The organism is Planococcus maitriensis (assembly GCF_003289925.1).
Lineage (GTDB): Bacteria > Bacillota > Bacilli > Bacillales_A > Planococcaceae > Planococcus > Planococcus maitriensis.
Genome location: NZ_QLZQ01000001.1, coordinates 619123 through 645411, shown reverse-complemented (window position 1 = coordinate 645411; position 26289 = coordinate 619123). Strand labels below are relative to the sequence as shown.

25 protein-coding genes and 1 pseudogene are annotated in these 26289 nt (G+C 40.1%); 6 read left to right on the top strand and 20 right to left on the bottom strand.

Translation table 11 applies throughout. The annotated features are described in order from the left end of the window. The first annotated feature begins 203 nt into the window (after positions 1–203). A complete protein-coding gene (locus DP119_RS03110) occupies positions 204–857 on the top strand; it encodes a helix-turn-helix domain-containing protein (protein ID WP_112230743.1) in 654 nt (217 codons plus the stop codon). Beyond that, the gene (locus tag DP119_RS03105; RefSeq protein ID WP_112230741.1) at positions 841–1431 is read left to right on the top strand and encodes a PIN domain-containing protein; all 591 of its coding nucleotides are present in this window, start codon (positions 841–843) and stop codon (positions 1429–1431) included. The genes DP119_RS03110 and DP119_RS03105 overlap by 17 nt, the downstream gene beginning before the upstream one ends. Positions 1432–1587: 156 nt before the next feature. Here DP119_RS03105 and DP119_RS15795 read toward each other — a convergent pair whose 3' ends face one another. The 9 genes from DP119_RS15795 to DP119_RS03065 all read right to left on the bottom strand — a co-directional run bounded on the left by DP119_RS15795 (position 1588) and on the right by DP119_RS03065 (position 13745). After that, complete coding sequence (locus DP119_RS15795) at positions 1588–1758, bottom strand: hypothetical protein (protein WP_167399178.1); 171 nt, start codon at positions 1756–1758, stop codon at positions 1588–1590. 136 nt (positions 1759–1894) lie between these two features. Further along, positions 1895–2305, bottom strand: coding sequence for a hypothetical protein (locus DP119_RS03100; RefSeq protein WP_112230739.1), 411 nt, complete (start codon positions 2303–2305; stop codon positions 1895–1897). A gap of 857 nt (positions 2306–3162) precedes the next feature. Further along, complete coding sequence (locus DP119_RS03095) at positions 3163–4581, bottom strand: alanine/glycine:cation symporter family protein (RefSeq protein ID WP_112230737.1); 1419 nt, start codon at positions 4579–4581, stop codon at positions 3163–3165. 246 nt (positions 4582–4827) lie between these two features. Then, entirely contained in the window at positions 4828–5532 is a 705-nt protein-coding gene (locus DP119_RS03090) for a hypothetical protein (RefSeq protein WP_112230735.1), read from the bottom strand. Positions 5533–5603: 71 nt separating this feature from the next. Further along, positions 5604–5951, bottom strand: a complete 348-nt coding sequence (locus DP119_RS03085; RefSeq protein WP_112230733.1) for a hypothetical protein — start codon at positions 5949–5951, stop codon at positions 5604–5606. Then, entirely contained in the window at positions 5944–7725 is a 1782-nt protein-coding gene (locus DP119_RS03080) for a dynamin family protein (RefSeq protein ID WP_146747854.1), read from the bottom strand. The genes DP119_RS03085 and DP119_RS03080 overlap by 8 nt, the downstream gene beginning before the upstream one ends. Before the next feature lies 1 nt (position 7726). Next, positions 7727–9676 (bottom strand): dynamin family protein, encoded by a 1950-nt coding sequence (locus DP119_RS03075; protein ID WP_112230729.1) that lies wholly within the window; start codon positions 9674–9676, stop codon positions 7727–7729. 21 nt (positions 9677–9697) lie between these two features. Continuing rightward, positions 9698–12682, bottom strand: a complete 2985-nt coding sequence (locus DP119_RS03070; RefSeq protein WP_112230727.1) for a dynamin family protein — start codon at positions 12680–12682, stop codon at positions 9698–9700. A gap of 544 nt (positions 12683–13226) precedes the next feature. Continuing rightward, a complete protein-coding gene (locus DP119_RS03065; RefSeq protein ID WP_112230725.1) occupies positions 13227–13745 on the bottom strand; it encodes a DUF6241 domain-containing protein in 519 nt (172 codons plus the stop codon). Between the two features lie 279 nt (positions 13746–14024). Here DP119_RS03065 and DP119_RS03060 point away from each other — a divergent pair, with 279 nt between their 5' ends. Both DP119_RS03060 and DP119_RS03055 read left to right on the top strand, forming a co-directional pair. Next, positions 14025–14810 (top strand): hypothetical protein, encoded by a 786-nt coding sequence (locus DP119_RS03060; RefSeq protein WP_112230723.1) that lies wholly within the window; start codon positions 14025–14027, stop codon positions 14808–14810. A gap of 25 nt (positions 14811–14835) precedes the next feature. Continuing rightward, positions 14836–15309 carry a VanZ family protein gene (locus DP119_RS03055; RefSeq protein ID WP_112230721.1) on the top strand — a complete coding sequence of 158 codons (474 nt, stop codon included), beginning with the start codon at positions 14836–14838 and terminating at the stop codon, positions 15307–15309. Between the two features lie 50 nt (positions 15310–15359). On the opposite strand, the gene DP119_RS03050 is transcribed toward DP119_RS03055, so the two are convergent. The 7 genes from DP119_RS03050 to DP119_RS03020 all read right to left on the bottom strand — a co-directional run bounded on the left by DP119_RS03050 (position 15360) and on the right by DP119_RS03020 (position 20784). After that, positions 15360–15977: an HAD family hydrolase gene (locus tag DP119_RS03050; protein ID WP_112230719.1), complete on the bottom strand. Its 618-nt coding sequence runs from the start codon at positions 15975–15977 to the stop codon at positions 15360–15362. A 201-nt stretch (positions 15978–16178) separates the two neighbouring features. Next, positions 16179–16757, bottom strand: a complete 579-nt coding sequence (locus DP119_RS03045) for a competence protein ComK (protein WP_112230717.1) — start codon at positions 16755–16757, stop codon at positions 16179–16181. A gap of 557 nt (positions 16758–17314) precedes the next feature. After that, entirely contained in the window at positions 17315–17494 is a 180-nt protein-coding gene (locus tag DP119_RS03040) for a hypothetical protein (RefSeq protein ID WP_112230715.1), read from the bottom strand. Next, positions 17494–18375 carry a glycerophosphodiester phosphodiesterase family protein gene (locus DP119_RS03035; protein WP_240616363.1) on the bottom strand — a complete coding sequence of 294 codons (882 nt, stop codon included), beginning with the start codon at positions 18373–18375 and terminating at the stop codon, positions 17494–17496. The genes DP119_RS03040 and DP119_RS03035 overlap by 1 nt, the downstream gene beginning before the upstream one ends. A 97-nt stretch (positions 18376–18472) precedes the next feature. Further along, a complete protein-coding gene (locus DP119_RS03030; RefSeq protein WP_112230713.1) occupies positions 18473–18946 on the bottom strand; it encodes a ParB N-terminal domain-containing protein in 474 nt (157 codons plus the stop codon). A 73-nt stretch (positions 18947–19019) separates the two neighbouring features. Next, positions 19020–19535 carry a hypothetical protein gene (locus tag DP119_RS03025; protein WP_112230711.1) on the bottom strand — a complete coding sequence of 172 codons (516 nt, stop codon included), beginning with the start codon at positions 19533–19535 and terminating at the stop codon, positions 19020–19022. A 70-nt stretch (positions 19536–19605) separates the two neighbouring features. Continuing rightward, positions 19606–20784 carry a hypothetical protein gene (locus DP119_RS03020; protein WP_112230709.1) on the bottom strand — a complete coding sequence of 393 codons (1179 nt, stop codon included), beginning with the start codon at positions 20782–20784 and terminating at the stop codon, positions 19606–19608. A gap of 157 nt (positions 20785–20941) precedes the next feature. Between DP119_RS03020 and DP119_RS03015 the strand changes: the two genes are divergently transcribed. Both DP119_RS03015 and DP119_RS03010 read left to right on the top strand, forming a co-directional pair. Further along, positions 20942–21283: a magnesium chelatase subunit ChlI family protein gene (locus DP119_RS03015; protein WP_112230707.1), complete on the top strand. Its 342-nt coding sequence runs from the start codon at positions 20942–20944 to the stop codon at positions 21281–21283. A gap of 6 nt (positions 21284–21289) precedes the next feature. Continuing rightward, positions 21290–21895: a transposase gene (locus DP119_RS03010; protein ID WP_112230705.1), complete on the top strand. Its 606-nt coding sequence runs from the start codon at positions 21290–21292 to the stop codon at positions 21893–21895. Between the two features lie 176 nt (positions 21896–22071). Here the strand turns inward: DP119_RS03010 and DP119_RS15760 are convergent, their stop codons facing one another. From DP119_RS15760 to DP119_RS02995, 4 genes and pseudogenes are all read right to left on the bottom strand, one after another. Continuing rightward, positions 22072–22443: a hypothetical protein gene (locus DP119_RS15760; protein WP_146747853.1), complete on the bottom strand. Its 372-nt coding sequence runs from the start codon at positions 22441–22443 to the stop codon at positions 22072–22074. A 179-nt stretch (positions 22444–22622) separates the two neighbouring features. Beyond that, positions 22623–23427 (bottom strand): annotated as a pseudogene (locus tag DP119_RS03005) (UTP--glucose-1-phosphate uridylyltransferase); the annotation flags it as partial. Between the two features lie 224 nt (positions 23428–23651). Further along, entirely contained in the window at positions 23652–24896 is a 1245-nt protein-coding gene (locus DP119_RS03000) for an O-antigen polymerase (protein ID WP_167399176.1), read from the bottom strand. Between the two features lie 85 nt (positions 24897–24981). Then, complete coding sequence (locus DP119_RS02995; RefSeq protein ID WP_112230701.1) at positions 24982–26289, bottom strand: lipopolysaccharide biosynthesis protein; 1308 nt, start codon at positions 26287–26289, stop codon at positions 24982–24984.

The window sequence follows — 26289 nt, the reverse complement described above, 5'->3', positions numbered from 1 at the left end:
TGAACTCGATTGAGTTCACGGCTTTTTTGACGATTGAATTGTGTGGCGCACAGGGACATTCAAGTACGAGAATCCCGCTGCGACGCGAATCTTTCGCCCTGAATTGTGTCATGCACAGGGACAGCTTCAAGCTACCGATTGTTTAGTTTGTTGATTTTGTTGACTTTAAACTGTATAATTACATCAAACAGGAGGTGGAGAAAATGATTCCTACCATCGATCAAGAACAAGAAAAACTCTGGGCTAGTGTAGAAACCTTGTCCTCTATCAATACTGAACAAGCTGAAGCTGTCTTAAAAACGACAGTTGAACGTTCCTTGAAACAAATGGGTTTCACAACTCCCGCCATCTCGAGTCTTGCATTAAAAATAACCGATCCTCAATCGGTAATAGAATTGCATCGAATCGAACGAGAAATAAATCTTCAATTAAATAATAAAAATCTCGAAATGGCTTATGAACTGTTGATTGATTATCTGTCAAAACTAAGCGAGATGACCGACAAAGATCCGTCATTAACCCACAAAAAGCTGATTGCCTCCCTCATGGCGAACAGTGCCAAGAACTCGCTAAGAGCATCTCTCGTTAATCGCCCAAATAGACATCAGAAAGCAGGAAACTCTTTTTATTCTCCTAGTGAAGCGGCTAAGAAAATCGGGTTGAGCGATCAAACGATTAGGAGAATGTGCGAGAAAGGTAAATTTGCCGGTGCCTATAAGACAGATGGCGGTCACTGGAGAATTCCAAAGGAAAACTTCATCACAACAGATCAACAAGATAAGCGAGCAAAAGCTTTTTTCGACCGAATCGACCTAAAAAACCAGGAAGCAGGGAACGTAGATGAATTCGATCTATGACTCGCCTATGCGACCGAAAGTTTATATTGATACCACCATATTGTGCGGGGCATTGCGAACCGATGGAATCAACCGAAAAGTTCTGCAAGCTGCTAGATTCCCACATCTCTTTCAGCCTGTTTTTTCTAAAGTATGCTTGTTCGAATTTATCCGCACCGCGTCTGAAGGGTTAGGCAAAGGAAAAAATCGCGTGATTTATTCAGCAGACGAGATTGAAGAATTTTTCCAAGCATTTCTAAACCCCATCTTTGAGTATTACGAGGGTCAGCCGGTCAATAGCATATTAGGGCGATATAGCGTGGAAACGATTCTTCGGGAGCATTTATCCATAGGTGACGTTTTAATCGAATTAAGCGGATGTGACCGTGTCACTGCACAGAATATCGCGGAAAAGCGAGAAATGTCTGAACCGCTCTCTAAATTCGATCAAGATGATTTTCATGTATGGGTAACAGCCTTACGGGAAAACTGCAACTTCATACTGACTTCAAATCATCGCCGATTCCCTGCTGAAATAGGAGAAATGAAAAGAATACATCCAAAAGACTTTTACGAGGAGCTCCTGAATGAATAAGATTTATCCTCAAAAAAGCCGTGAACTCAAATGAGTTCACGGCTTTTTGACGATTGAATTGTGTGGCGCACAGGGACATTCAAGAACCAGAATCCCGCTGCGATGCGAATCTCCTGCCCCGAATTGTGTCATGCACAGGGACAGCAAAAACAAATCCTACGCCTCCACGCGCACGTCCACGCTATCGCTGTCCACGTATGTACGCCCCTGCAAATCAGCTTTTTCCAGCTTGTATTGCTTGTAGCCGTTGATATGTTCCTCATAAGTTTGCAAATAGGTTTTGTTCGGGATCTCCATTGTCATTTCTTCTTTTACAATTGCAGTCATCCGATTCATCCTCCTCGATTTTGGTCCTTACAAGTGTTGATCACGCGGCCGGCAACAGATTACTTCGGCATTGCGGGTGATACTAAAATAAAGGCAGCCATTCCTTCTGTTGAATGAAAGAAAGGATTTGCCGTATTCACTTTTGTCGCGGCAGTACACTAAGCGCGTCCGCCAGGCGTTTGACGAAGTCAGGGAAAGCTTCCTTCGATGCGATCCGCAGCATATACGTCCCGCCTTCCGCCATAGAACTTTGGGAATAACTCGTCGGCAACGGAATCGGATGCTCAATCAGCGCCTGTGTGAAACGCTGCATATTCTCGAGTGAAATCAGCATTTCCGCCTCGTTCAATCCCTCTTGCTCGTCCCGGGACACTTGAACGGAAACTTCCCGGTCCAGCGGCCAGCTGATAAATTGATGAAGGCCCGCCTGCACTGCGCTTTCCGGCTTGTCGCCCATCCGGCAATGCCCCGTTTGCGTGACCACTTCTTCAGCCGCAGACTCCGCTGCCTTCTCAATGGTTGATGTTGCGTGGTGTGTTCCCATCATGTCACCATTCCCCCGCTCGTTTTGATCTATCCGTCCGTGTCCCTTTGCGTCTCTTATTGCGTAACTCTTACCATAGAAATTGGATTGAGCTGTGAAAAACTCTGCCTGAAAACTTTGTTGCGTAATATTAATTTGAATAATCTGAAATGAATTGAAATTAACAAAAATAAACTATTTAATATCACTTTTTTATTAAATAATTAAATTTAATTAATGTTTACCACTACATTAAACCTACAATAAGGTCCAAAATATGTAAAGTGGCTTATGAAAAATCTTATAATTCAGATAATATTTTGTTTTTCTTATATACTTTTAATGTCAGTTCATCAATTAACTAAGCGGAACAGATGAAATCCTAATCCACCAGACTCCACTGCCTACAGCTTTCCTGGCCCTTATGGATTTCAGCCATTCCTTAAAGATACCCTGGCGGGTTCCCATTAAAAGGTAAATTGAAATAATGTTTTTTCAAAACTTTTTCCACCTGTTTCCCGCGATTTCATCCCTCCCACTCAATTATGGCTATCCACCCTGATTCATAAACATGCAGAAATTGAAGCTGGAGAGCTCTATTCATGCAGAAAATCTATATTCTCTCCTGTGTAAACATTGCATAAAATACTATGCGCCGCCTTTTGAAAACGGATTTGGAAGTTTTCCTGGAGACAGCGGCTTCCCAATAAGTCGCTGCTCTCCCCGAGCATCTGCCCTACACAAAAAGCCTCGAACTCGATAGAGTTCAAGACTTTTTTGCTTGGAATTGTGTGGCGCACAGGGACAAGCAAAGAGCAGAATCCCTCTACGCCGCGAATCGGCAGCCGTAAATTGTGCCGTGCACAGGGACAAATCCCTGCCTACGATTCGTATCCTTCCCTTGCCGCTTTCTGGCGTTTCGCGCGTTTCTTCACTTTCAGGTCTTTTCGGTAATACTCATCCGAACTAAAGAACTCGTTCTTCAAGTCTTTGACTTTGTTGCTCAAGAGCAAAATCGCGATGACGTTCGGGATGAGGATCGCGGCAAGCATGATGTCGAGGAAGCCCCAGATGACTTCAGCTGCACCGATTGCGCCTAAGACGACGGCGATGATGTAGACCACTTGCATGCCGTGTGCCGCTTTCAAGCCGAACAAGAACTCGGCTTGCTTGGCGCCGTAGAACACGACGACCAAGATCGTTGATAAGACGAAAAAGATGAGTGCGATCGTCACGAGGATCGCGCCGAAGTCACCGAAGTACTGTTCGAACGCTAAGCTTGTCAAAGCGGAGGAGTTCTCCATCGCACCTTCTTCTGTCCACACGCCGGAAGACAAGATGACGAATGCTGTTGCCGTACAGACGATCAGCGTGTCGACCACGATACCGATAACCGCCCAGAAGCCTTGGCGCACCGGGTGGTCGGTTGTCGCAGCTGCGTGGGCAATCGGAGCCGTCCCGAGTCCTGCTTCGTTGGAATACAAGCCGCGGGCAAAGCCCCAGCGGATGACTTCCACAATCGCCGCACCGGCAAAGCCGCCCATGACAGGCGCCGGTGAAAAGGCGTTGCTGAAGATCAGCATGAAGAATTCCGGAACCGCTTTGACGTTCATCAAGAGGATGACCACGGCCCCGCCGACATACAGCAAGGCCATGAACGGAACGAAAATCTCTGTCACTTTACCGATGCGCTTGATGCCGCCGAAGACGACGATGGACACCAGCACCGCTGTGATAATTCCCGTCCATAATACCGGTACATTGAATGTTGCTTGGACCGTGTTCGCGATCGAGTTCCCTTGCACCATGATGCTCGGGATCAATTCGATCATCAACGCGAACGAGAACCAGACGCCCAGCCATTTCATGTTCAAGCCCTTCGTCATGTAATACATCGGCCCGCCGACGAATTCGCCGTTGCCATTTTTCTCGCGGTATTCAACCGCCAGCACGCTTTCTGCGAATTTGAGCGCCATGCCGATCAATGCGATGACCCACATCCAGAAAATGGCGCCCGGGCCCCCGAACATGATCGCCGCCGGAACACCGACGATGTTAGCCGCGCCGATTGTCGAGGACAAGGCAGAGGTCAATGCCTGGAACGGTGTAACCGTCCCTTCGCCTTTCGGCCGCCGGAAAATGCTGCCGAAGGTTTGGCCGAATATGTAGCCGATATAACGGAATTGGAAAAACCCTAGTTTAAACGTCATATAAAGTCCAGAAACCAATAACATTGTGATGAGCGGGATGCCCCATAACCATGCTGAAAAGTCAGCTACCCCCTGTAAAAATCGCTCCAATTGTTTTCCCCCTATAGTATTTCAAGATATGAAATAATTCCCCTACTACATAAGGGTTAAACAGTATTCAGGAAAATCTTTTGTAAATCCAGCAGAAATCGGCAATTAAGCCCAGACGGCAAAGACCCTTTTAATCCAATCAACCCGCCATCAACTACAAAAGCCTCGGATTCCATCAAGGAATCCGAGGCTTTTGTCCGATATTCAAAAAAGTTTACCTTATTTCATAAATATAGTTTAATTCTGTTAGCTTACCCATTGATATTCAATCTGAAGATTTTCTTCAGATTCAATTTGCGTAAGTAGACCTTCTTTCAGCAAGTAATTGTTAAAAGAAACTTCTTCTAAGAATTCATCTAATTCTTTTACATTCGGAAATGGGATTTCTTCTCGATAAGCCATTTTCCAAAGCTTGATCATTACTAATTCTAAAAACTCTTTTTCCATTTTATCTTTTTCTAAAAACCAAGTAGTCAATTGTGATTTTCCATCAAGCAAAATATCAACCACATCGACGCTATTACTATGATTGTTCGATACAATGACTTCGATTCGAAACCCAAATTTCCAAAGACCGGTATTAAATAAACGAAATTGTCTATGCTCTCCTTGAACATATCCCCACTTTTCATTTACTCTGACAAATTTTATTCCACTTTCGGATTCTGAATATTCCTTAGTTTCTACCACTTCTTTCACCGTACTTTGAATGGGGGCAATAATTGGTGTTCCTCTCTCGGCGACAATTGGATTTTCTGATTCTGGAGTATAGCCCACAAGTAAACGGTAGCAATATCTCAAAACACTATAAACAGTACTTACTACTCCAAATAAAATAAATAGAACAAATAAGAATATAAAAAAACTTGATTCCATTAAGATATTTACTAGATGAATTACGCCCATTATCATACCAATAAAAACCATTAGGTAGGCTATTATTTTAATCATAATTCCTCTTCTTCCTTCCCATACGATTGTTGAAATACTACACGTATGGAATTTACATAGAAATTTATTATCTACTCTCCGCCAGGATTTGAGCGTGTATATCCGCCGCCCATTCCAAACGGACGGTCAATTGATGTATCTCCGTCCCCGTCTCGATAATAGCCTTCTACCAATGTCCCGTCTTCTCGAATATAGGGAGCTACGTAATGAGGTTTGACGATATGCGACCCTTCAACATTCAATTGCAACGGCGTGAAATCAAAAAGGTGGGCGTACTTCAATGGATCCTTATAAGCAAATACCTCTTGGCTGCCCAGGGACGTTGAAGCTGGAAGAACATCGACTTGTGTTGAGTTATCCGTAGAAAGCACTTCGTATATTGCTTCAGAAAAGACTTCACCAATTGAGTCATTATCCATAAATTTCAACTCCACTTCTATAGGATGTTACAATATTTTTTAATTCTTCAAGCTTAGACTCTCGTTTCTTAATATCAGCCGTCTCATTGTGATGTTTATCCATTTCATCATTTAAGATAGTCTCATAGGAGTATAGCAAGCGCTTAAATTCTTCTAAAGAGCGGTCCCTAATATCATTTGTTGCCTCTTTAATATATTCACTCAACTGCCGGTCAAAGTCTTTTACCATTTCATTTACTTTTTGCCTTGCTGTCATAATAAGTTCCGGTTTTACCGCAGCCAATTGTTTTTCTGCTATTTTCTCTGAAATGTAAGGCAACCCGGCCATGCCGACAATCGGCAAGAAGAATGGAGCTCCCAATAACAAGGCAACAGATCCAACACTTCCAAGAATTACCCCTGCTTTTACATGAGCGTTCCCGCTTTTCGCGTCGAAAATAGGAATTGTGGACAAATGATTAAAGGAAGCGCGCTGGTTTTTTTGTAACTGAATTGATTGGTTGAAAGAACGTGTAAGTCCTTGAGAAACTTCCTTTTCCAATTTAATTAGTAATTGATGGATTTTATCTTCATATTGATCAATCCATGTGGTGAATTGAGATTTAATTACCATGGGAAGTTGATTTTCTACTAAATTCTTTATAGCAGCACCTTGGAAAGTATGTATACGCGTTTCTATGTCATCATTCAATCGCTCACCGAAGTGGCTTAATGATTTACTGACCATAAAATTAATTTCAGCTTCCCGATCGTACAAATAGTTTTGTAGGTCCGTTTCTTGTGCAGCTAAATCACCGAACCACTTCTGAATGGCCGCAAATTGAAGCTCTAATTCTGTAATTGTCTGCGATGAGGCGATTGAAGCAGTCTTTATTTCATCTTCAATGACTTCACAAATATTAACTAATCGTTCTGTGAAGTTTTTAATTTTTTCCTCACCTCTGGAGCCAGACTCGATACGCCGAAGTATTTCCTCTTCCAATTCTGGCAATCCCGAATACCTTAATAGTTCAGCGTCGTTCTCCAGCTTTCCTTCCACAGCTTCGAGTGCAGACAGTGGATATAAAGAGTTCAAATGCACACCAGTAATCGTCTCGAGACGTCGTTCGACAAACTCAGTTAGTTCGTCCAGTTCTTCTTCATCGATACTATCCATGAAATTAGCAGCAAAAATTACACGGTCAATTCCATTCTTAATCAACCGTTCCCTAATAAACTTTTCCTCTGAAGCCTTAATGGGGGAGGTCAATGACCCCATAAAAAGTACAACATCAGCCCGTGGCAAAAATTGATGGGTAACTTCAGATCGCTGCTCACTCAAATCATTGACCCCTGGGGTATCGATTAATACAACCTTATTTTTCAATAGAGTAGAATCCACAGTCAGTTTGATATGCCTAATTTCATCTGAATCAAAATCATCATCAGCCGTATAGTTTTTTAAAATATCAAGGGTATCGAATTCCTCAATGGTTTGGTTTCTTTTATGAACTGACGCCTTTTCTTCTTTACCATACTCAATGACATTTATCGTAGCTGTGGTAGGTGTAACTCCTCTCGGCATAATATCCCGTCCCAATAGTGCATTAACGAATGTAGACTTTCCATGTTTGAATTCTCCCACTACCATTATCGTATAGGAATCTTCATCGAGGTCTTCAATCAAATCCGTTAAGACTTTCATCTGCGAACTTCCTGGCAGGGTACCTTCGAGCTTTGTTAAAGCGGCCTCAGCTAATTTTCTAATTCGTTCTTTCTCATCAATATAAGTCACATCAGACGCCTACTTTCCCTGCAGATTGCCGTTTAAGCGTTAAAGCTAATCTCTCCAAAGTAATAGCAATACGGTTCAGCTCTTCTTCCTGTTCTAACAGAACTAACTGTCTTTCTGTAATTTCATTACCTTCTAGTTCAGTTGATCCGATTAATTGTTCCAGCTGTTTTTCAATCATCAATAAATGTTCTTTTATGATTCCTTGATATTGCTCTTCTGCATATTTACTCATAGTGCGATATTCGGACTTCATAGTGATCATTTTTTGATTAGCTACGCTATTATAATGAGCGACCAACTGGCCCCTCAGTTGAATTTTTTCATCCACGCCTGTGAGGTGAGACCATCCCCAGCTAAAAAGTTTGGTAAGCCCATGCGCCAATACACTGACAGCTACGCCTACCCCCACTGCTGCTTTATCCCAAAATCCACGCGAACTGCTCCAAGCATTGTCTAACTCCTCGTAAATGGAGTTAAAGAAGTCGTCTACACCATCGGATGCAGGATCTTGGTCAACTATTGTCGACAATTCGTAAGACGATTCACTTTCAGGCATACTCTTCATTTCAAAATCCATCTTTGCCCATTCTTCATTGATTTTTCCTGAAGCTGTTTGAATCGCATCTTTCACAATTGAATTCATCTTTTTCTTTTTTTCCTCAAAAAGTGTCTTCTCGTATTTGGCTACTGCTAAATCCACTTTTTGACTTATCTCTGATTGAGAAAGATGAGGATGCTGATCGAACGCTACCAATGCCTTCTTTGCAATCTTAGCTAATTCGAGCTCATGCCATTCCATTAATGTTTTTTCCTTAGACTGCAACTGCATTTTCAATACTTTAAGAGAATCGTTGGCATGCTTTTCAGCTAAAGTCACTTTCGGCTTAAACGCTTCAACCTTTTCTTTTAATCCGTTCATCTGTGAATTTAAGATTTTCTTCTCGAATTCAATATATTCTTTCTTCACATCCTTGATGTTTTCTAAAGTTCTTTTAATAGGCTTCATCAATTTAATACTGCCTCTTTCGAACTGTAGAAAATCAGCAAGTTGCTCTTCCAACTCCGGGAATCCTGTTCTTTCAAAATCCCATACTTCCAATGGTCTTCCTCTTCTACCTTTGAGTTCTTCGCCACCAGCTTTTCTTCTAGCATTTAAAGCATGCTTGGCAGAGACTAGGTATATCTTCGGGTCTCCTAAGATCTCTTTTAAGTTGGCGTAAGCGAAGTCCAGCACTTTTCTTTCATCTTCTGCAGATTTCAATTCATCCTTGAAATTTATAACAAGAAATATTTTTTGAATATCGTTCGCCAACAGGCGGTCCCGCAATAAACTTAATTCCGATTCAGAAAGGATTTTTACGGCACTCAATACCAAAATTGCAGCATCCGAACGCGGGATTATCGTATTCGTTATTTCTTCACGTAAAGGATCCAAATCATTTGTCCCTGGGGTATCTATAATCTCCACTCCATTTTGACAAATTCCTAGATTTCTTCCGATTTCAGCGTACTGAATCCCTTTCACAAAACTCACTTGCTTAGCATATTCTTTTTCAGATTCAGAATTTCCAGGAATAGGATCCATCGGCGCTACCAAACTTCTAAATCCATCTTCTGAAATCGTTTCTACTTTCTTCTTACGATCGTGGAAATGCAACTTGATGGCCGGCTTTTCACTATATGTTATTTTATTTAAAATCGTTGTTGTCGGTTTAGCCGACGAAGGTAAAATATTTGTCCCTAATAATGCATTAATGAAAGTTGACTTCCCCCTAGAGAATTCACCCACTACAACCAATTGAAAAGTATCTCTTAAGATATCTTCTTTGTAGTGAGTAAGCTTTTTTTGATCATCTTTCAGCTCCATTTTTTGGAGCCAATTATTATAGCTGTCTAATTCTTTGATCAATAAGCTCCTGTTTTTTTGATATTCATCTAAACTGATACCCACGTCCTGCTCCCTTCCACTTGTTTAAAGTTCATATTTATTCAGGATATCCAATGACAGCATTTCTTCTATTAGCATATCCCCGTATTCCGTCACCTTTATTAAGTATTGTGCCCGGACTTCCTTTATATCTCCCGCACCGCTTTGATAATGGTACTCATCTTCCAGATAAACCGTCGCTACGTAATGATTTGAATCATGTATTTCAATATTTTCTACGATCAGTTCGTGATTGATCATCTTCATATTTTTATCTATGGCTTTCTCAATATATTCTTTAGTTGGTTCATACTCTGCCCCATCATAAGAAAGATAATAATCAACCATTCCAAATCCGCCGCCATTAAACCCATTTTCCAAGGCGATGTAATAAGACCTCACCATACTGTTTATCTGCTCTTCCGTTACTTGATAAACTGTCTCTATACTTTCTGTATCGGTATCAAACTCTTCATCTTCTGTTTCAGCCGCTTTGATCATCTCATTGGACTTTTCAATCGTTTCATACCCTAAAATCCATAATTCTCCATTAATGTCAGCAGCAAGGGTATACTCCTTAGTTCGGCTATTATAAAATTCGCCGCCATCTTCCCCGTATAAATAAAAAGTCTCTCGAGCGAGCATTTCATATTCTCCAGCTTTTCCTCGCTGGATAGAAAGAACTTCATTTTCTTCAAAATCGTAATAATTATCGGTGTAGTTATTGTCGTTTACAAAATCACTTAAAGCAGCGTATAAATCGCTATCCGTATCGATATAATCAGCTATCCTGTCAGTTGACTCACCATTCAAATCGCTCATATAAACTGTTCGATATTCTTGGAAAAACTGTTCAATTTCAATGTTACTGAAATCAAATTGTTCTTTTTCCCACTGTTCTGCTGCAACTGCTCCTTCTAATTCTTCGTTTTCAGTTTCTTCCTCGAACTCACTTTCTTCAAAAGCATATTCAACGGTACCTGGTTCAGTACTTTCTGATGTAATATTTCCATCTTCTACAAACCATTCTTCTGTATCGGAAGAATCGTCTTGTACTGAATAACTTCCTGTGCTCATATTTGGATTAGAAATATTAGCCTCTGCATCGTTTATTCCATTTGAAAAAATTAACCCAAGTATTACGAAAAAAACTGCAACTACTGCTGACAATATTAACGAATTATTAAAAGCCCTCTTTTCAATATTTTCTCTGTTCCGTTCTTCAGTAATTTTATATTCAACTTCCAACGGCCGATAAAGTTTTAAACCGAATGCACTTCCTTTAATAAAATTCAAGTCAATTTTCGAGCCATTCAACTCATTGAAATTATATGTTATTACTCTTTGCAAACGATCAAGAGATAGTTCATAGTTTTCTCTAAAGTAAATCGATGAGATTGCATTTAACTCGTCTCTTACTTTACTTAGTTCTTTAACGTTCACTAAATTTAGTTTTTTCGGAAATATAAACGGAAAAACATCTTGATGGAAGCTCTCATGTAGTCTAATATGATTTCTGATAATTTTAATTTCTTCTTGAGAAATTCCCTCGAATCGATTTTTCACTAACTCAATAGTCTTTTGAAGATTTTCCTTGAATGGCAATGATTTATTTAACGATGCAATTAACTTCTGTTCAATTTCTTTTTCCAGCAGAGCTTTAAATGCAGTGATTTTTTTCTCTATTTGCCTTGTCTTTATTTCTATCTGTTGCACATCTTCGTTCCATTTCTTCACTTTGTCCATGTGCTCAATCTCGTATTTTGTGAAGTTAATTTCCTGAGTGAGTGTTTTCTTATTTGAAATAATGGAATACCATTCAGTTTCTAAATCCTCTTTTTCCTTTAATAATATATATAAAAAATTGTCCATCTTCTCATAATTTTCTTTTAAAGATTTTATTTCAGGCAAAACTTTTTTACTCCACATACTGTTCAACTTTGTCGGACTACCTAATCTTTTTATGATAATCTCTATTCTAGTAAAAATATAAGGACTTTCGGTTAATAAATTGCTCCATGTTGCACGGTCATCTTCAACTTGTTTAAGACTCTTTTCATAAGCTTTTTGTTCTTTCAAAAATGATGGATAGGAAATTTCGTTAAATATTCTATAGCACTTTGAGTCCCCAACAAATAGCAATGAAGATTTCACACCTTTATGTATTTCTTTAAACTCTTCAAGTATCGGTACTAATTTTCGATAAAAACTCTCAATTTTTCTTTCTTCGACAGAACCGATATCATTCAGTAATTCTTCAATCGCTTGCGCATTGCCCCAGTCAAGCAAATTAGCATTTCGCTCCATCTTGCCCTTCAAAATATCCTGGGCTGAAACTCCATAAAGCTTATTAATAAGCGGATACAATCTGCGCTCATTATATTCAAGGAATTGATCTAAATCCTCTTCCTCGTCTAAACGGTCAATTGCATTCACTACTCCATATGTAGGTATATTCAAATCGTGCATTTTTTTCAGCCATTCTAACTCCGAAGCAGTTCCTACACTCATGGCATTAAATAGCCATATTCCAATTTCATTACGTTTCATAAATCTTTCAGTAACAGCGGTATGATGGGAGTGAAGGGCAGTTAAACCTGGACTATCGATTAGCGTGAATTTTTTTAGAAAATCCGCAGGTAATTGATATTCAACATAAGAAAGTTGCTGACGGATACACTCACCTTCTCCTTCACGTTCAGCTGTTAAATTCTCAATCCACGACCAATCAAATTCTTCCTGACTGCCGTTAGTGTAATGTGCTATAACTCTCTTTTTATCACCATATGTTAGCTTTGTAATCATTGCTGTTGCAGGAGTTATATCGACTGTCAGTAATTCCTCTCCCAGTATGGCATTGATAAAAGTCGATTTTCCGGCATTGAATTCTCCACTTACCATGATCATCAATCGATCTTCGAAGTCTTCCTTAATAGAGTTCAATTTTTTGTGAAAATCCGCGTAATGATCCTTATCATTCAATAAAATCCACTTATTAATCCCTTTAATAATACTTTCTTTTTCTATCATCTTCTTCACCCGTTCTACAATTTATATTCGAAAGAAATCACGCTACGTCTTTCACACTGATCATGGTGTGAGAGGAAATTTTCCTTATGTAAGATATTGACTATTTGTTAATCTCATTAATAAAACTCTCTCAACCATAAAGAACTATCTTTTATAGCCATTTTTTGGTTCTTTAATGATAAAATTAAGCACTTTATATGAGATAATTATCTTATTAAATACATAATTTTTCATGAGAATTTATACCTATAACTTTACAAAAAAATCTAATTATACATACTTTTATAATCTAACAATATGAAAAACTGCTTTTACATTAACCCATTAAACTTTTATTTTTTGTGTTTATCTTCACGAAATTTTAGAGATTTTCACTATTAATTTTTACTCTTATATTTTTCACTTGCGCTCTAACTAATTCATAACTCTAATCTTATAAAAACCCCAGGTGTCAGACACTTTTTAATAAGTGACCTTCATCTGGGGTTAAGTTCATTAAACCTATTATTTTATAAAAAAATAGCCTGCCAAAGGCAGACCATTATTAGTTAAAATGCTTCTCCACAAATTCCGCTTCTTGTTCTTTCGACATCATGCCCGTCGCGCGTCCGACGGTACCGTTATGCCATTCCCAAATGGTGTTGTGCACCTTGACGGCATTGGAGAAATCGCCTTGTTCCCAAGCAGTCAAGCTTTGTTCGTAGAAGTCGTACGCTTCATAGGCTCCTTCGTTCGCACGCAAGATTTTGATCATCTCGTCGATACGTGCCGGCGTCATTTCGATCGCCCCCCGCTTTTCGGTCGCTTCGATTTTCTGATGGGTCATCTGGTGAAGCTTGACCTGGAACTGGACTTCATTCAAGCCCACAGTTTCAACCTTGTCGTTCGCTTTCGGCGCTTCTGTATCTTCTCCTCGCTGCAGTTTTTCGTCTGCCTCTTCTGCGGCTTTGGAGATTTGCTGCTCATCGGTCGAGGTCAAGCTCTTATACGCCCAGTATCCCGCTCCCGCGAGCACAGCCAGCCCTACCAGCAGGATAATGATCGTCCGTAATACAGTCTTCAAATAGACACGTCCTTCCTTTCATCGGGCCCTTCACCCAATCAAAGCATTTTAAATCAGTAAGGACCATTATACAGTAATTTTCTGTGAAATGTTGTTTTTCTCCTATCTTTTTTCCTATTAGACTTTTCTTCCACCATTACTACAGCACTTCTATTCTTCCACTTATTAAAAATAATCCATCTTTCATTCAATCATCCGGCAGCAACCGAACTTCTACCTGCTATACTTTACATAAGCATTTATACACGTACATATTACCTTTTGAATGAAGGGAATTTTATGAACCACAAGAAACGCAAACGCCTCATCATCGGTATCCTCTTGCTTATCGTCTCGCTTCCGTCCATGACGCCGATGCTCATGGAAATCGCCTATAAGACTGAAATGGACACCCGCTACGATATCGACGAGCTGAATAGCCACCGGACCGATTACGCCGGGGCACCGGATGATGCCAATTACTACGGCCATATCATCCGCGCCTCGCACATCACGACCGGCGAGCCGTATTTCAACGCCTGGGACAGGTTGGTCCATCCGAGCGACATCCGCATCACCGTCAACGGCGAAACGGTCGAGACTCTCAACGGCTATCCGGTCCAATTGCTTGAATACGAAGAACTCGCCGTCGAAGGCCTCGACCGCTATAATGGCGCCATTACGTACTGGACCGTGGAAGACAAGTTCACAGACAGGGATTTCTTCGCCATCACGGTCTCCCGGAACGGCTACGATATGCGCTTCCACCGCGACGGCGAAGTGATGCCCGGCTATGTAGACATGGAAGACCGGGAGTTCAAGCTCATCAAGATCGCAAAGGACGGCACCGTCTCGGAACAGCTGTTCACCTTCGAAAACAAATCCAAGCTGCAGACGCAATTGATCACCGAAGACTTTATCGGGCCGATCCATTATTACTTGCCCCCAGGCTATTACTACCCGTCGCTGTTGTACCCGCTGCTCTACCCACGGGTCACGGCAATCGCGGGGCTGGGCTTGATTCTTTTTAACTTCCCGTATGGAGCGGTGAAAAGACGGCATACGAAAGACGAGCTAATCAACTAACATCCATTGCGGAGGGAACCATTACATGAAAGCCAAATACACCCCCGCCCTGCTGTGGGCGCTGTGCATCCTCATCGCCACCAATAATTACAATTTCACGGCGCTGTTTGTGAGCGACATCGACTTCAATTTTCGGCTGTTCCCGGACCTGTCCGACCTGCTCATCACGAGCGATATCCACCTCGACTCCCGTCTCTATGTGTTCCAGAAGACCGGCCACGCCTTGTCGTTCGGCATCCTGTACTTATTAATGAACCAAGCCATCAAAGAGCATCGCGTCGCCATCGTCCTGTGCAGCCTGTTTGCCTTGTTCACCGAGTTCCTGCAGCTGTTCTTCGAGCGGAGCGGGAGGCTGTCGGATGTTGTCATCGACATCGCAGGCATTTATGCGGCGCATCGCTTGAGCGAGTATGTGAAAGCGCATGGCGGCATCGTTCCCGCTTTCTTCGCGGCCATCCAGAAAATCTTCCATGCCTTAAAAGACGATAGGCCCCATTAATTGCATACAAAAAGCCGGAAGTCTCGAGGTGACGAGACTTCCGGCTTTTTTCAATCGAACAACTCCACTAATTCCTCGAAGCGCTCCACCTTGTAATCATAGTCCTCCACGTCGCCGAACCCATACGCCGCATAGACAAACGGGATCCCCGCCAGTTCTGCCGCCTCCCGGTCGCCTGTTGTGTCACCGATATAGACGGCGCGCTCCACACTGTTGCGCTTCATAAGCAGTTGGATGTTCTCGCCTTTCGACAAGCCTGTTCTTCCCGGATTCTCGAAATCGGCAAAATACTTCCCCAGCCCATGGTACTCATAGAAGCTTTCGATATAGCCTTCCTGGCAATTGCTGACGATGTATAACTCGTATTGCTGCGACAGCCGCTCCAGCACAGACTCCACGCCAGGATATAACTGTCCACCTTGTTTCCGCAAATACACGCATTCCAATTGCGAGGCTTCTTCTGTCAGTTTCTCGCATTGCTCTTTCGGCAAATGGGGAAACAGCTTCTCGCCGACTTGATCCGCTTGCAGCCCCATGATGCCGCGCAAGTCATCTCCCGTCAGCGTTTCCTCTACACAGTTGTCCGCCAATACCCGGTTCCACACCGCCACCGACACGTCGAGCGGATTCCAAAGCGTGCCGTCCAAATCAAAAATGATACTGTCCATATACTACTCCCTTTCTCTATGCCTTTTATCCAGTCTACCGTATGCGTTGAATTGTGTCTTACACAGGGGCGAAAAAGCAAGCATCCCCCGTAAGAACCCATACCTGACGGTCTTTCTCATGCCGTAAGATCACCCGAATTGTGCCATGCACAGGGACACTAAAAAAAGAGCAGGCAAAACGCCCACTCTCCTCTCAAAAACTTATTCCGCCTGATGCTCATAATTCACTTGGCCCGCCTGCTTCACCAAATGATACTTCGTTTCCGGCAGCGCCCGGGCGCTTTCGAAAAACCGCTTTTGCGCTTCCATCTTGAACTGCAGCTCGTATGCTTTTTCCATGCGGCGCTGGATGGACTTCTTGCTGCCGTCGAGGACGATCGAACTGCCATTGCTCAAATTCACTTTTGTCGTGCAGCCATCGATGCTGGTGCATTCCATGATGTGCTGCAATGACAGCCAAACGCAGCCCTCCAATAGCGCCGACTTGCTCGGCAACAAGATAATCCCTTGATCGCGGTCGATGATGATCGGGTTCTTGTTGAGCTTCCCGAGAATCGCCGCCGATCCTTCCACCGCACCGCGCATGCTCGAGCCGCGGAAGCGCAAATTCGTGTCGATCAAATCGAAAGGCTTCGAGTCGATCTTGATCATGCCGTCCGTATGGTAAATCACCGAGTTCAAGCAGCCATTTTCATCGTAGTCCGGCAAAATCAATACGGTATCTTGCCCGATTTCCTTCTCTATGTTCATATCCAACTTGAAATTCTTGCGCTTTCTCATCTTTCTATCCCCTTTTGTGGTTTTTGGTTTATTTCTTAACCGAAAAAGGAGTATACTAACTAATAGTTGGTACACTCCAACTGAGTGCCTCCGGATGTCTGTCTCCCAAGACCATTACATCCGGAGGTTTCTTTTTGCCTTCATCCCCCTTGCAGCGAACACAGCACACCTCCCCATCCCCAAATTCTCATTTCACCGTCAGTTTCGAGAACAGCTATCCGATTCAACGATATGCCGCAATCCCTATTGCGGCATATCATCTTCTTCCACGTTTTAGATAAACCCTCATCAGTAAAACTCAACTGACTCTTCGTCAATCCAATCGGGCTTTCGCGGCCGTTGATCTCCAGCGGATCGTGCTGGATTCCATCCGGCCGCCAAAGCGGAATTAATTTGTCACTCTATTCTAACTTTTATTATTATATAGTTTATTAGTATCATTTGTATACAATTATTTTCCTATTATTTAAGAAATAATAACTTGTTATTTTAAATTTAAATTATCCACATTTTAATCTTCATGAGGACTTAATTTTGCTATTATTCGCTTGAATTCTTTATGAATTAAGCATACTTTGCATGATGCCAGTTTGTTTAAATTCCATGATTCGATCAAAAAAAGCCGGCTTTTCAGCAGGCTCTCCTCTCTTCCGGTTGCGGATCATGGTGTCAGTTCTTTCCTTTTGGAGCTTGACTTTGAATGTTACCTGAAACAGGGATGCGATTGTAATTTCCATCATTTTAAACTGCTGACAGCTTCAAGATCATTCGTGAAGATCCCAGTTGCTCCCCAGGATTTCAGCTTCTCCCCTTCTGCCAGTTTGTCGACAACAAAAGGGTGGACCAATAAGCCAGCTTCTCTTGCAGCCGCAATATATGCCTCGTCCGCCTTCCTGTGACTAACTCCAATACCGACGGCATATTCCCTATACAACTCAAAAGTTTCAGAAGAAGGGATTACTTGCTCAAAGTCGTCCATCAATTGGATGAGTGGTATATTGTTGTCCAATTGACGAATCGTCTTTAAACTGTCTGCACTAAACGACTGGATCATCACTTTGCCATCCGGTTGAGACTCTTCCAACAACTTGAACTGATCGAGCAATTCCAGCAGGTTCTCTTCCATTTCTTCACTTTCATCCGGCTGCTTGGTTTCGATGTAATAATTGGCACTATCACCGAAAGCTGTAAAGATTTCCTCAAGCGTCGGGACTTGAATGCCTACGTACTCGTCTTTTGCTCTGTCCGGTTTTTCGGCATTAAACCAGGAACCTGCATCCATTCTTTTAATGTCTACCAAGTCCATTTCCGCTACTTTACCGCTGCGATCGGTCGTGCGGTCCACAGTATCGTCATGTAAGGCAACCAGCACACCGTCTTGTGTCATTTGTAAATCAATTTCAATGAAATCTGCATCCATATCCATCGCCAGCTGATAGGAGGCCAACGTATGCTCAGGGGCAATGGCGCTCGCCCCCCGATGGGCAATCAAAAGAAAAGCATCTTCATCCAATAAAGCAGAATGCTGATCATTTTTACCAGCATACCCTAAAAGATAAACAGCCGCACAGATCATCACTACCATTAGAACAATCACATATTTTTTCAATTTTATCACCATCATTCACATTATAGTATTGTGAATACCCTGAATCGTCTTTGACATAGGGATGCGAATTTATTGTTCCATACAGCTAAAGCTTCCATAAAACCATTCAAACTTTCATCTCTCCAACAACAGCCCACTCACCCCAGCCTCGCTCCACTTGTTCCAGCTTTTCGTTCCAGTACTTCACATACAGCCCATCTGCCTGTTCGCGTGTGAAAAATTGCCGGTGCTGCTGTTCGGTCAAATAATAAGCCGGCAGCTCCGTCACGCCCATACGCCTTGCCTTTGCCACTCGGTGATTGCCATCGATCAACTTAAAAAACTCGGGCCGCATCCGAACGGCCAGTATCGGTTTCGTGAGGTCCGCCTCTGGTATCCACGCTTCGTCCAAAAAATCCGAGTCGGCTCCCGGTGAAGGCAGCGCTACTTGCACGAACGACCGCTCCACTTGATCTAAATTTTCCTCGATCCACGACTCAGCGCGCGTGATATTCCAGGTAAACGGAAAGCCGCCAAAAGTTTCATCATCAACCACCGGCACACAAGGGATGAAGTTAGGGTTTTCTTTTAGTTTTGCCATCTATCTGCCTGCTTTCTAGTTCTTTGATACACAGAGAAAAATAATGAAAAATTCATCAATCATCAATAGTATTTTAAAACTTTTTGTAACATGCTTTACAGAGGTTTGCCAGATTTCCGTTAATTTTTAGAGGATAAACGGCCTGTTCTTTCATACACACTTCACACAAAGGCTCCTTTTCATGAATATCTTCACCATCGTCTTGAGGTTCGACTGAGGGCTCTTCATCAACTTGATTGATACCATTCGCTGGTTCGTCTCTATTTTCTATAGAAGACGTTGAGTCTTGTTCAGTATCTTTATCGAGTTCACAGATGCTTTTCTCTCTATCTTCATTATTATGCATTGAAGAAAGCTGATGAAAAACTGGTGGTATGCCCTTTAATTCAGCCAACTGATCGAAATTAGCAGTTTTTTTCTCTTCCTGATTTTCTTTATTAATTGGATTAATTCTCATAGACTTATCGAGCATATCTTGAAAGGTCTTTTCATTAACTTTCTTTTCATCTTTCTGAATTCCCTTTTTATAAATTTGATTATGTACTGACCTTGTGTTCCCATTTGAAACTGGATCGATTTCGTTAAACATATTAACCACTCCATTCAAGTTTTTATAGTCATATTCTCTACAGTAAACAGTTTGAACTGAACAGGGACACCTACAACATAAACTTCCTTCTAGCCAGCAACATCTTCAATGTATACTTAGCAGCATTGGTGAGAGAATGACCCTTCACGAAGCGACTCAGTTCTTTTTGCTTGAACGGAATGGATACGATCCCATCTGTCTCAAGCTCTCCATCTTTTGAAATGTCATATAAAGAGTTCAGTTGATTCCTCCGCATATCCAAACGAACAAATGAAGTAAGACCGATTTCGAATCTATTGGTCTCAAGGAATAAGTCCATGAAACGTTCATCTATTATGTATTTATGATGCTCTTCGCGGATGCCCAGCTCCTCGCGAAGTCCACGGTGAAGGCATTTGATCAGGCTCACTTCTTTTCCTTCCCGGTCCGTCTCTGTCAATCCTTCGTTCATCGACACATGCCACAGGCTTTCTTCAGTTCCTGTATTCAAGTACTTCGATCGTTTTGCAAAGACGATCTCACTCTCTGCGTGATTCTCTAGTAAGATAAATGCATTAATGCCAAACGAAGTCAGGAAAGGCGAATAGCGATGGATCTCCTCCATCTTTTCGATTTTACTGATAGGATGCCCTTCTGCTTTCAACTCTTTATAGATGGAGCGGAAAACGTGATGAGTGAAATAATCCGTTTCAAATAAATCCAATTTTAATGAGGCGTTCTCTTCTCCATCGGCCACACGCTTTCGCCGAATATTGAATACCCTGTACTTTTTGCCATTAAAGATCGTATGGCCATTTTCCAGTTTGGCGATAAAATGCCCGACCGCCACTCTACTGTGCTTGTCAATCAAGCCTGGCAAGTTTGCTATGCCCGTAATCTCTGCTAAATCATTAAAATCTGAAGAGCGATTAAAGGATGTGTTCTGAGAAAAGACAAAATCGGGATCATGCAGACGAATGATTTCTTTATACTCTTCCGGACAATCAATAAACAGCTTCTTTCCTGACTCTCTCACAAAAATATCGTGCATCTCATATGTAGGATCCGCATGATCCAACGAAATAATATCTTTCCCCTCTAAGACAATATTGTTATGGTTCTTCAATGCCTTATGCAATTTGCGTTTCTTTAACTTCTTGTCACTCCAGTTGATGCCATACTTTATGAGCTCTCCCAATAACAGACCCAGTAAAATCCAAAGGATTTCGTAGCCTACCGAATCCTTAACCGTTTCCACAAATTCATTCATCCCCATCCGCCTCTCTGATGTAAGATTTATCCTTAGCTAATTATATCAATAATCGAGGCATAAATTTCAATGTGTTCCATCTTTTTGATAATGGATATTATAAAAGTAAACATCCAGCATAGACTCTAATCTTGGACTTTTATAAAGAAGCCAAAGCATGATCGAAGAAACGCCCTCAGCCACTTCAGAACAGTTAAGGAAAATCGTCACGTGCGCACGTAACCGGCAACGACTTCGTTACGGCGCAAATTACACGAACGCCATCGTGCCGATCAAACTATTCGAAGAAAAGGTTTCTTTCAACGCTGCCCAATTGGAGCGAATTGAGTCAGAAAGCTTCCGCGAAAATCTGAGCAGTCGGTCCACATTGAAGGTTCTGCGACTTGCAAGGACGATTACCGATGTGATGGATGAAGAGACAGTGTCGGACATGGCACTCGATGAAGCGCTGAAATGGAAAATCTCTGCAGCGACCATGCAGAGTTCCTTATTGCGGTGAACCTCCATGACAAGAAAACGAGAGTTCAACCCCAACTCCTATTACCACGTTATCGTGCGTGGCAATAACCCACAGCCGATTTTTAAGACTAAAGAAGACATGTTCGAACTGAAGCGCGCCTTTTTACACGTACACCACGACTACCCGTTCTCCATGCTGGCCTGGTGCTTCATGACCAACCATTACCATTTGTTGATTAAAGCTGAACGGGACCCGCTCCACAAGATTATGAGCTTAGTGAACCGGCGCTACAGTTCTTCCTATTCGAAGCGCTACGGGCATATCGGCCGCATTTACCAGAAGCGCTATTTCGCAAAGGAAGTCGATTCACGACTTGGCCTTCTCACCGTCAGCAGCTATATCCGCCGCAACCCGATTCAGACAAAAGTGCCGATGGTCGAACGCTTGGAAGACTACCTGTATAGCTCGTTCCCACTGTACTGGGACGAGTCCCTTCCTGTCCCGCCTTTTTTGAACATGACGTTATTAAAGGAATTGTTGCCAGAGCCGTTCGAGAAAAACAATACCGCCTTATGCATGTATTGCCTGACCTTCGCGCAGAATGCCGAGGAAGACCCACATATCGAAGACATGGAGCCGCCGGTCATATGACCGGCGGCTCCATATTGTCTATTGATCTTTCCTCAAAGAAACGAATTCAGATGAAATCTATACTTCCAGCAGTTCCCATATCGCCCCTGTGCCCAGAACAATTATGTATATTCGATTATCTCAATAATTATAGATATACCAAAACCTAAATCCTTGAATTTTACTGGGACAGATTTTCATAGCATGCATTTGTTGATTATAAACAGAATTGTCTCTAACACAGGGGCGCGATTTTCAGCAGGCCCTCCGCCAGTGTTTTTGATAGAGAAATTAACAAAGTTAGAATTCTTAGTATCCGGAACTAAACTTAAAGTTACTATAGGTTCTTTTTCTACAATACGCTGTTTTTTACTATCTGAAAAAGTAAGATAAGTAACAAATAAAAGTGATATCCCTCCAACAGCTGCAAACGTTGTTGATACAGCAGAAAGTTGTGTGTAAAAATCTATTGAAGAATATTCCCTTCTCATAACGTATAGGGAGACACCTATTAATAAAAACGAAGGTACTATTAGAACGATTAACTTAAATAGTAATGGTATGTACATAATTTTTTTTTCATTAGATCTCCTTTAGTAGCTATTATTGTATTAAAATTTTAAAGATGTTGTAAATATTTTTATACCCTTTCAAAACCGATTATCTTAAGTTATATGAATTTTTAGTTACTAAAAGAATAACTCTGTTAACCAAAAAAGGATAACTAATTCTAGTTATCCTAAATTTTTTACTTCTTATATGAATACGACTCCTGAATCTTCTTCTCAAACAACTTCAACAACTGATCTCTCAATTCAGGACGCTTCAAAGCAAACTCAATCGTCGTCTCTATAAATCCAAACTTCTCTCCAACATCAAATCGCCGGCCATCAAATTCATAAGCATATAATGATTGAGTTTCATTAAATTTCTGAATCGCATCAGTTAATTGAATTTCTCCACTAGCACCTAATTGATGTTCACCCAGAAAATCAAAGATTTCCTGTGTAAGGACATAGCGGCCCATGATGGCGTAATTCGAAGGAGGCATTCCTGCAGCCGGTTTTTCTAAGAATTTGTTAACTTTAATCAATTTGCCGTCAACAGTCACTAGATCGATAATTCCATAGCGCTGCGTATCTCATCAGATACTTGTTTACCTCCAATGACATTTTTACCGATTTCCTCATGCTGTTTTATCAACTGAAGCAAACCAGGTTCTTCGTTTTCAACAATGTCGTCGCCGAGTAAAACGGCAAATGGCTCATCACAGATAAATTTAAGGGCTGACCAAATTGCATGACCGCATCCTAAAGGCTGATTTTGACCAATATAATGAATTTCTACTTTAGAAGTTTGCATGACTGAATTCAATACATCGAACTTGCCTTTTTGTATCAAAATATTTTCCTGTTCAAAAGCATGGTCGAAATGATCTTCAATTGCTCGCTTTCCTTTACCTGTTACAATGATTATATCTTCAATACACCAAGCAATAGTTTCTTCAACTATGTATTGTGGATATTCGATTTATTTACAATCGGCAGCATTTCTATTCTTTTTATTAATCTCCAACTTCATCTTTTTTTCTGTTGTATAAAGATGACATATTGCCTCCCATGCCTGGCGAAAGCCGAACTTAAAAAACTTGCGATTCTTATATTTGACCTTTCCGACATGCAAGTAACATATATAATCAATTTTTCAACGAAGAGTGATTTGCTGATGGAAAGAGCCTATTTGGTGCTTCCTATACTAGGACAACAGACATTTGCTATTATAATTTATTAATGTGCCTCCCTTTATACAATAACAATAATAATAAAAAGCTAATTAGAAGCGCAAAATTTCCTTTCAAAAAATTAGTAGGTTCTGCATAAGGGATTCTTAATGGAAGAAAGAATAAAAAATGTGCATAAAAAACTATAGTAATGTTTACTTCTTTAAGTGAAAATTTCCTTTGAACATATCCAATTAAAATACCAAAGCATATTGTAATGAGAATCACTCCAGCAAGACCAAAACTATGATATCCAAGAGAAATCATATCTATCGGTATACCAGAAATATCACCAAAAGATTCTGTATTTAATTGTGTTACGTTTTTAGGCACATCGAATGGAATAAGAGCTGAAGGTAGTAAATTAACAAAAGCTATTATAAAATCAACAAAAAGCCTAGGTGAATCATTAAAAAACGGATACTTTAAAGTATTTGCAAGAGTATAAAAAGGAAAAACAAACTCACTCAAAATAATTTCTAAACTAAACTCCCTATTTATTATAGGGCGATTGTTTTGAAAAAAAATGTTATATATTGATTTTCCATACATAATAAACCAAAGAATTATTGGCGAGAATATAAGAAGGTACTTTTTTATATTCCTTTTAGTAACTAAATTATAAATTACAAAAAAAGTAGCTAGATAGATAAGCAAAGACAATCTACCCGCACGATTATAATAGATAAGCAAACTTGTTAGAAAGCTTAAAATAGTCATAAGTAATTGGAAAGAAAAGATATAATTTCTGTTTTTTATTAAATTATAATAAAAAATATGGCTTGCAACTGGAATAAACATCGATAAATTTCGTGCAAAGGCAACTGAACTAACTTCAATATCTCCACTTCTATATAAGGTGTTTGTTTCAAGGAAATTTGAAAATCCTCCTACTCCTTGAATAAATAAGATTAAAAAAAAGAATCCTACAAAGTATAAAGATATTGCAAAAGAAAAATTTTTCTTTTGATCTTCAACTAAATTTAAGGGTTTTACACTTAATTTCAAGGAAAAAGAATAAGCTAAAATAATCAGAAGATAGACTATAAGCGAAATGAAAGATCCATATAAATAATATATTTCATTAATATCATTTTTTTGAGTCCAAATATGCAGATTTTCAAAATAAAAATATACTAATATTGGAACAATAGAAAAACTTAAAAGATAAATAACGTTTACCATTGTCAAAATTTCAATATGCTTGTTACTGTTTTTCTTCCTAAAAATTTCGTTGAACACAATCATAAAACCTAGAGCAAATGCAATTACTGTAGAATATATACCCATTAATTATACCTTTCTTCTAAAAAATTTTATGACTTATTTAAAGTGAAGTTGAATTCATATTCCTAGTATTTTTAATTTCTACAAACCCTATATAAATAATAGTTAGATACTGTAAAACGTTTATGAAAATGAGGGAAATTAAACTTAACATGAGGCTGTGTGTGATTAAAGATACAATTATGAAAAAAGAAATCTTTAAGATTGAACTAACTAATTCTATTTTTAAATTTAATCCTTGTTTTCCAAATATCTGGATTAGAGCGACAGCCGGGCGAGAAATCATAATAAATATAACCCATATAGATACCCATCTAGAGATTTCTCCAGCTTCTGTCCACTCTTCTCCAAATAAGGTACTAAAAATCTGAGGGCCCCATACTAAGAACACTAACGAAAAAGGCACAAATATAAACGTCAACGTGAGTAAAGACTTTTTATAAAATAATTCCAAATCGATCTTTTTATTATTTAGCTCAGTAGCTCTTTGAAAGAAAACGTCTTTAAAGGCATTGCCTACTATCCCAACCGGAACAAAAAGCACTCGGATTGTTAAAGCGTATACTCCAACAATCATAGAATTATATAAAATTCCTATTAAGATAGGAATCAAATTGATAGATAGTGAATTTAGAAGGGCTTGAGGAACATTATACAAAGGATACTGATAATAATTTATAAAGTTTCTTTTTATGTCTATAAAGTTAATAAACTTCTTTGTGAATCTGTAATCTTCTTTCAAAAATTGTAAACCAATTATAAACCCCGATACTATTAATCCTATTACTTTACCTAAAACCAATCCAGACTGTAAAATATTTAAAAAACCAATTGTCACTTGAGAAATATTTGTCGAGACAGAATTTCCTAATTGTGAGCGAGTCGTTCTAAAATAATTTTGTTTTCTGATATTCCAGTATCTTAATGAATTATATGTACCTAATAGCAACATAGAGAAAGGTATAAGGAAAATATAAACAGATGCATTACTAGTCCAAAAATTAATAAGTTGTAATTTATTTAAAATTATTAATGCAATGAAAATAATACAACTAATTATAGATGTTAAAAATATAGACAGGTATAAAATACTTGCCGCATCTTCATCTTTTTGTGGTGAAATAATTGCAATTTCAAATCTTAATGTAATTACAACCGTCAATATACTAATGATCGCCATAAAAATAGCAAACTCGCCAAATTCTTCTGGACTATAAATTCTTGTAAGAATTGGCGAAATTAATATAGTAATCAATTGAGCAAGTGTACTTCCACTAATTAATATCAATAGGTTCTTGAAGAAATTATTATTTTTATTGTTTAATTTACTTTTAATTCTGTTACTCAC

Coding starts and splice junctions, on each gene's coding strand:
- DP119_RS03030 (WP_112230713.1), bottom strand. CDS start 18,946: ATGGCAAAACTAAAAGAAAACCCTAACTTCATCCCTTGTGTGCCGGTG.
- DP119_RS03105 (WP_112230741.1), top strand. CDS start 841: ATGAATTCGATCTATGACTCGCCTATGCGACCGAAAGTTTATATTGAT.
- DP119_RS15795 (WP_167399178.1), bottom strand. CDS start 1,758: ATGACTGCAATTGTAAAAGAAGAAATGACAATGGAGATCCCGAACAAA.
- DP119_RS03090 (WP_112230735.1), bottom strand. CDS start 5,532: ATGATTAAAATAATAGCCTACCTAATGGTTTTTATTGGTATGATAATG.
- DP119_RS03055 (WP_112230721.1), top strand. CDS start 14,836: ATGAAAGCCAAATACACCCCCGCCCTGCTGTGGGCGCTGTGCATCCTC.
- DP119_RS03015 (WP_112230707.1), top strand. CDS start 20,942: ATGATCGAAGAAACGCCCTCAGCCACTTCAGAACAGTTAAGGAAAATC.
- DP119_RS03070 (WP_112230727.1), bottom strand. CDS start 12,682: ATGATAGAAAAAGAAAGTATTATTAAAGGGATTAATAAGTGGATTTTA.
- DP119_RS03110 (WP_112230743.1), top strand. CDS start 204: ATGATTCCTACCATCGATCAAGAACAAGAAAAACTCTGGGCTAGTGTA.
- DP119_RS03045 (WP_112230717.1), bottom strand. CDS start 16,757: ATGAGAAAGCGCAAGAATTTCAAGTTGGATATGAACATAGAGAAGGAA.
- DP119_RS03040 (WP_112230715.1), bottom strand. CDS start 17,494: ATGGAAATTACAATCGCATCCCTGTTTCAGGTAACATTCAAAGTCAAG.
- DP119_RS03050 (WP_112230719.1), bottom strand. CDS start 15,977: ATGGACAGTATCATTTTTGATTTGGACGGCACGCTTTGGAATCCGCTC.
- DP119_RS03025 (WP_112230711.1), bottom strand. CDS start 19,535: ATGTTTAACGAAATCGATCCAGTTTCAAATGGGAACACAAGGTCAGTA.
- DP119_RS03020 (WP_112230709.1), bottom strand. CDS start 20,784: ATGAATGAATTTGTGGAAACGGTTAAGGATTCGGTAGGCTACGAAATC.
- DP119_RS03100 (WP_112230739.1), bottom strand. CDS start 2,305: ATGATGGGAACACACCACGCAACATCAACCATTGAGAAGGCAGCGGAG.
- DP119_RS03085 (WP_112230733.1), bottom strand. CDS start 5,951: ATGGATAATGACTCAATTGGTGAAGTCTTTTCTGAAGCAATATACGAA.
- DP119_RS15760 (WP_146747853.1), bottom strand. CDS start 22,443: ATGTACATACCATTACTATTTAAGTTAATCGTTCTAATAGTACCTTCG.
- DP119_RS03010 (WP_112230705.1), top strand. CDS start 21,290: ATGACAAGAAAACGAGAGTTCAACCCCAACTCCTATTACCACGTTATC.
- DP119_RS03060 (WP_112230723.1), top strand. CDS start 14,025: ATGAACCACAAGAAACGCAAACGCCTCATCATCGGTATCCTCTTGCTT.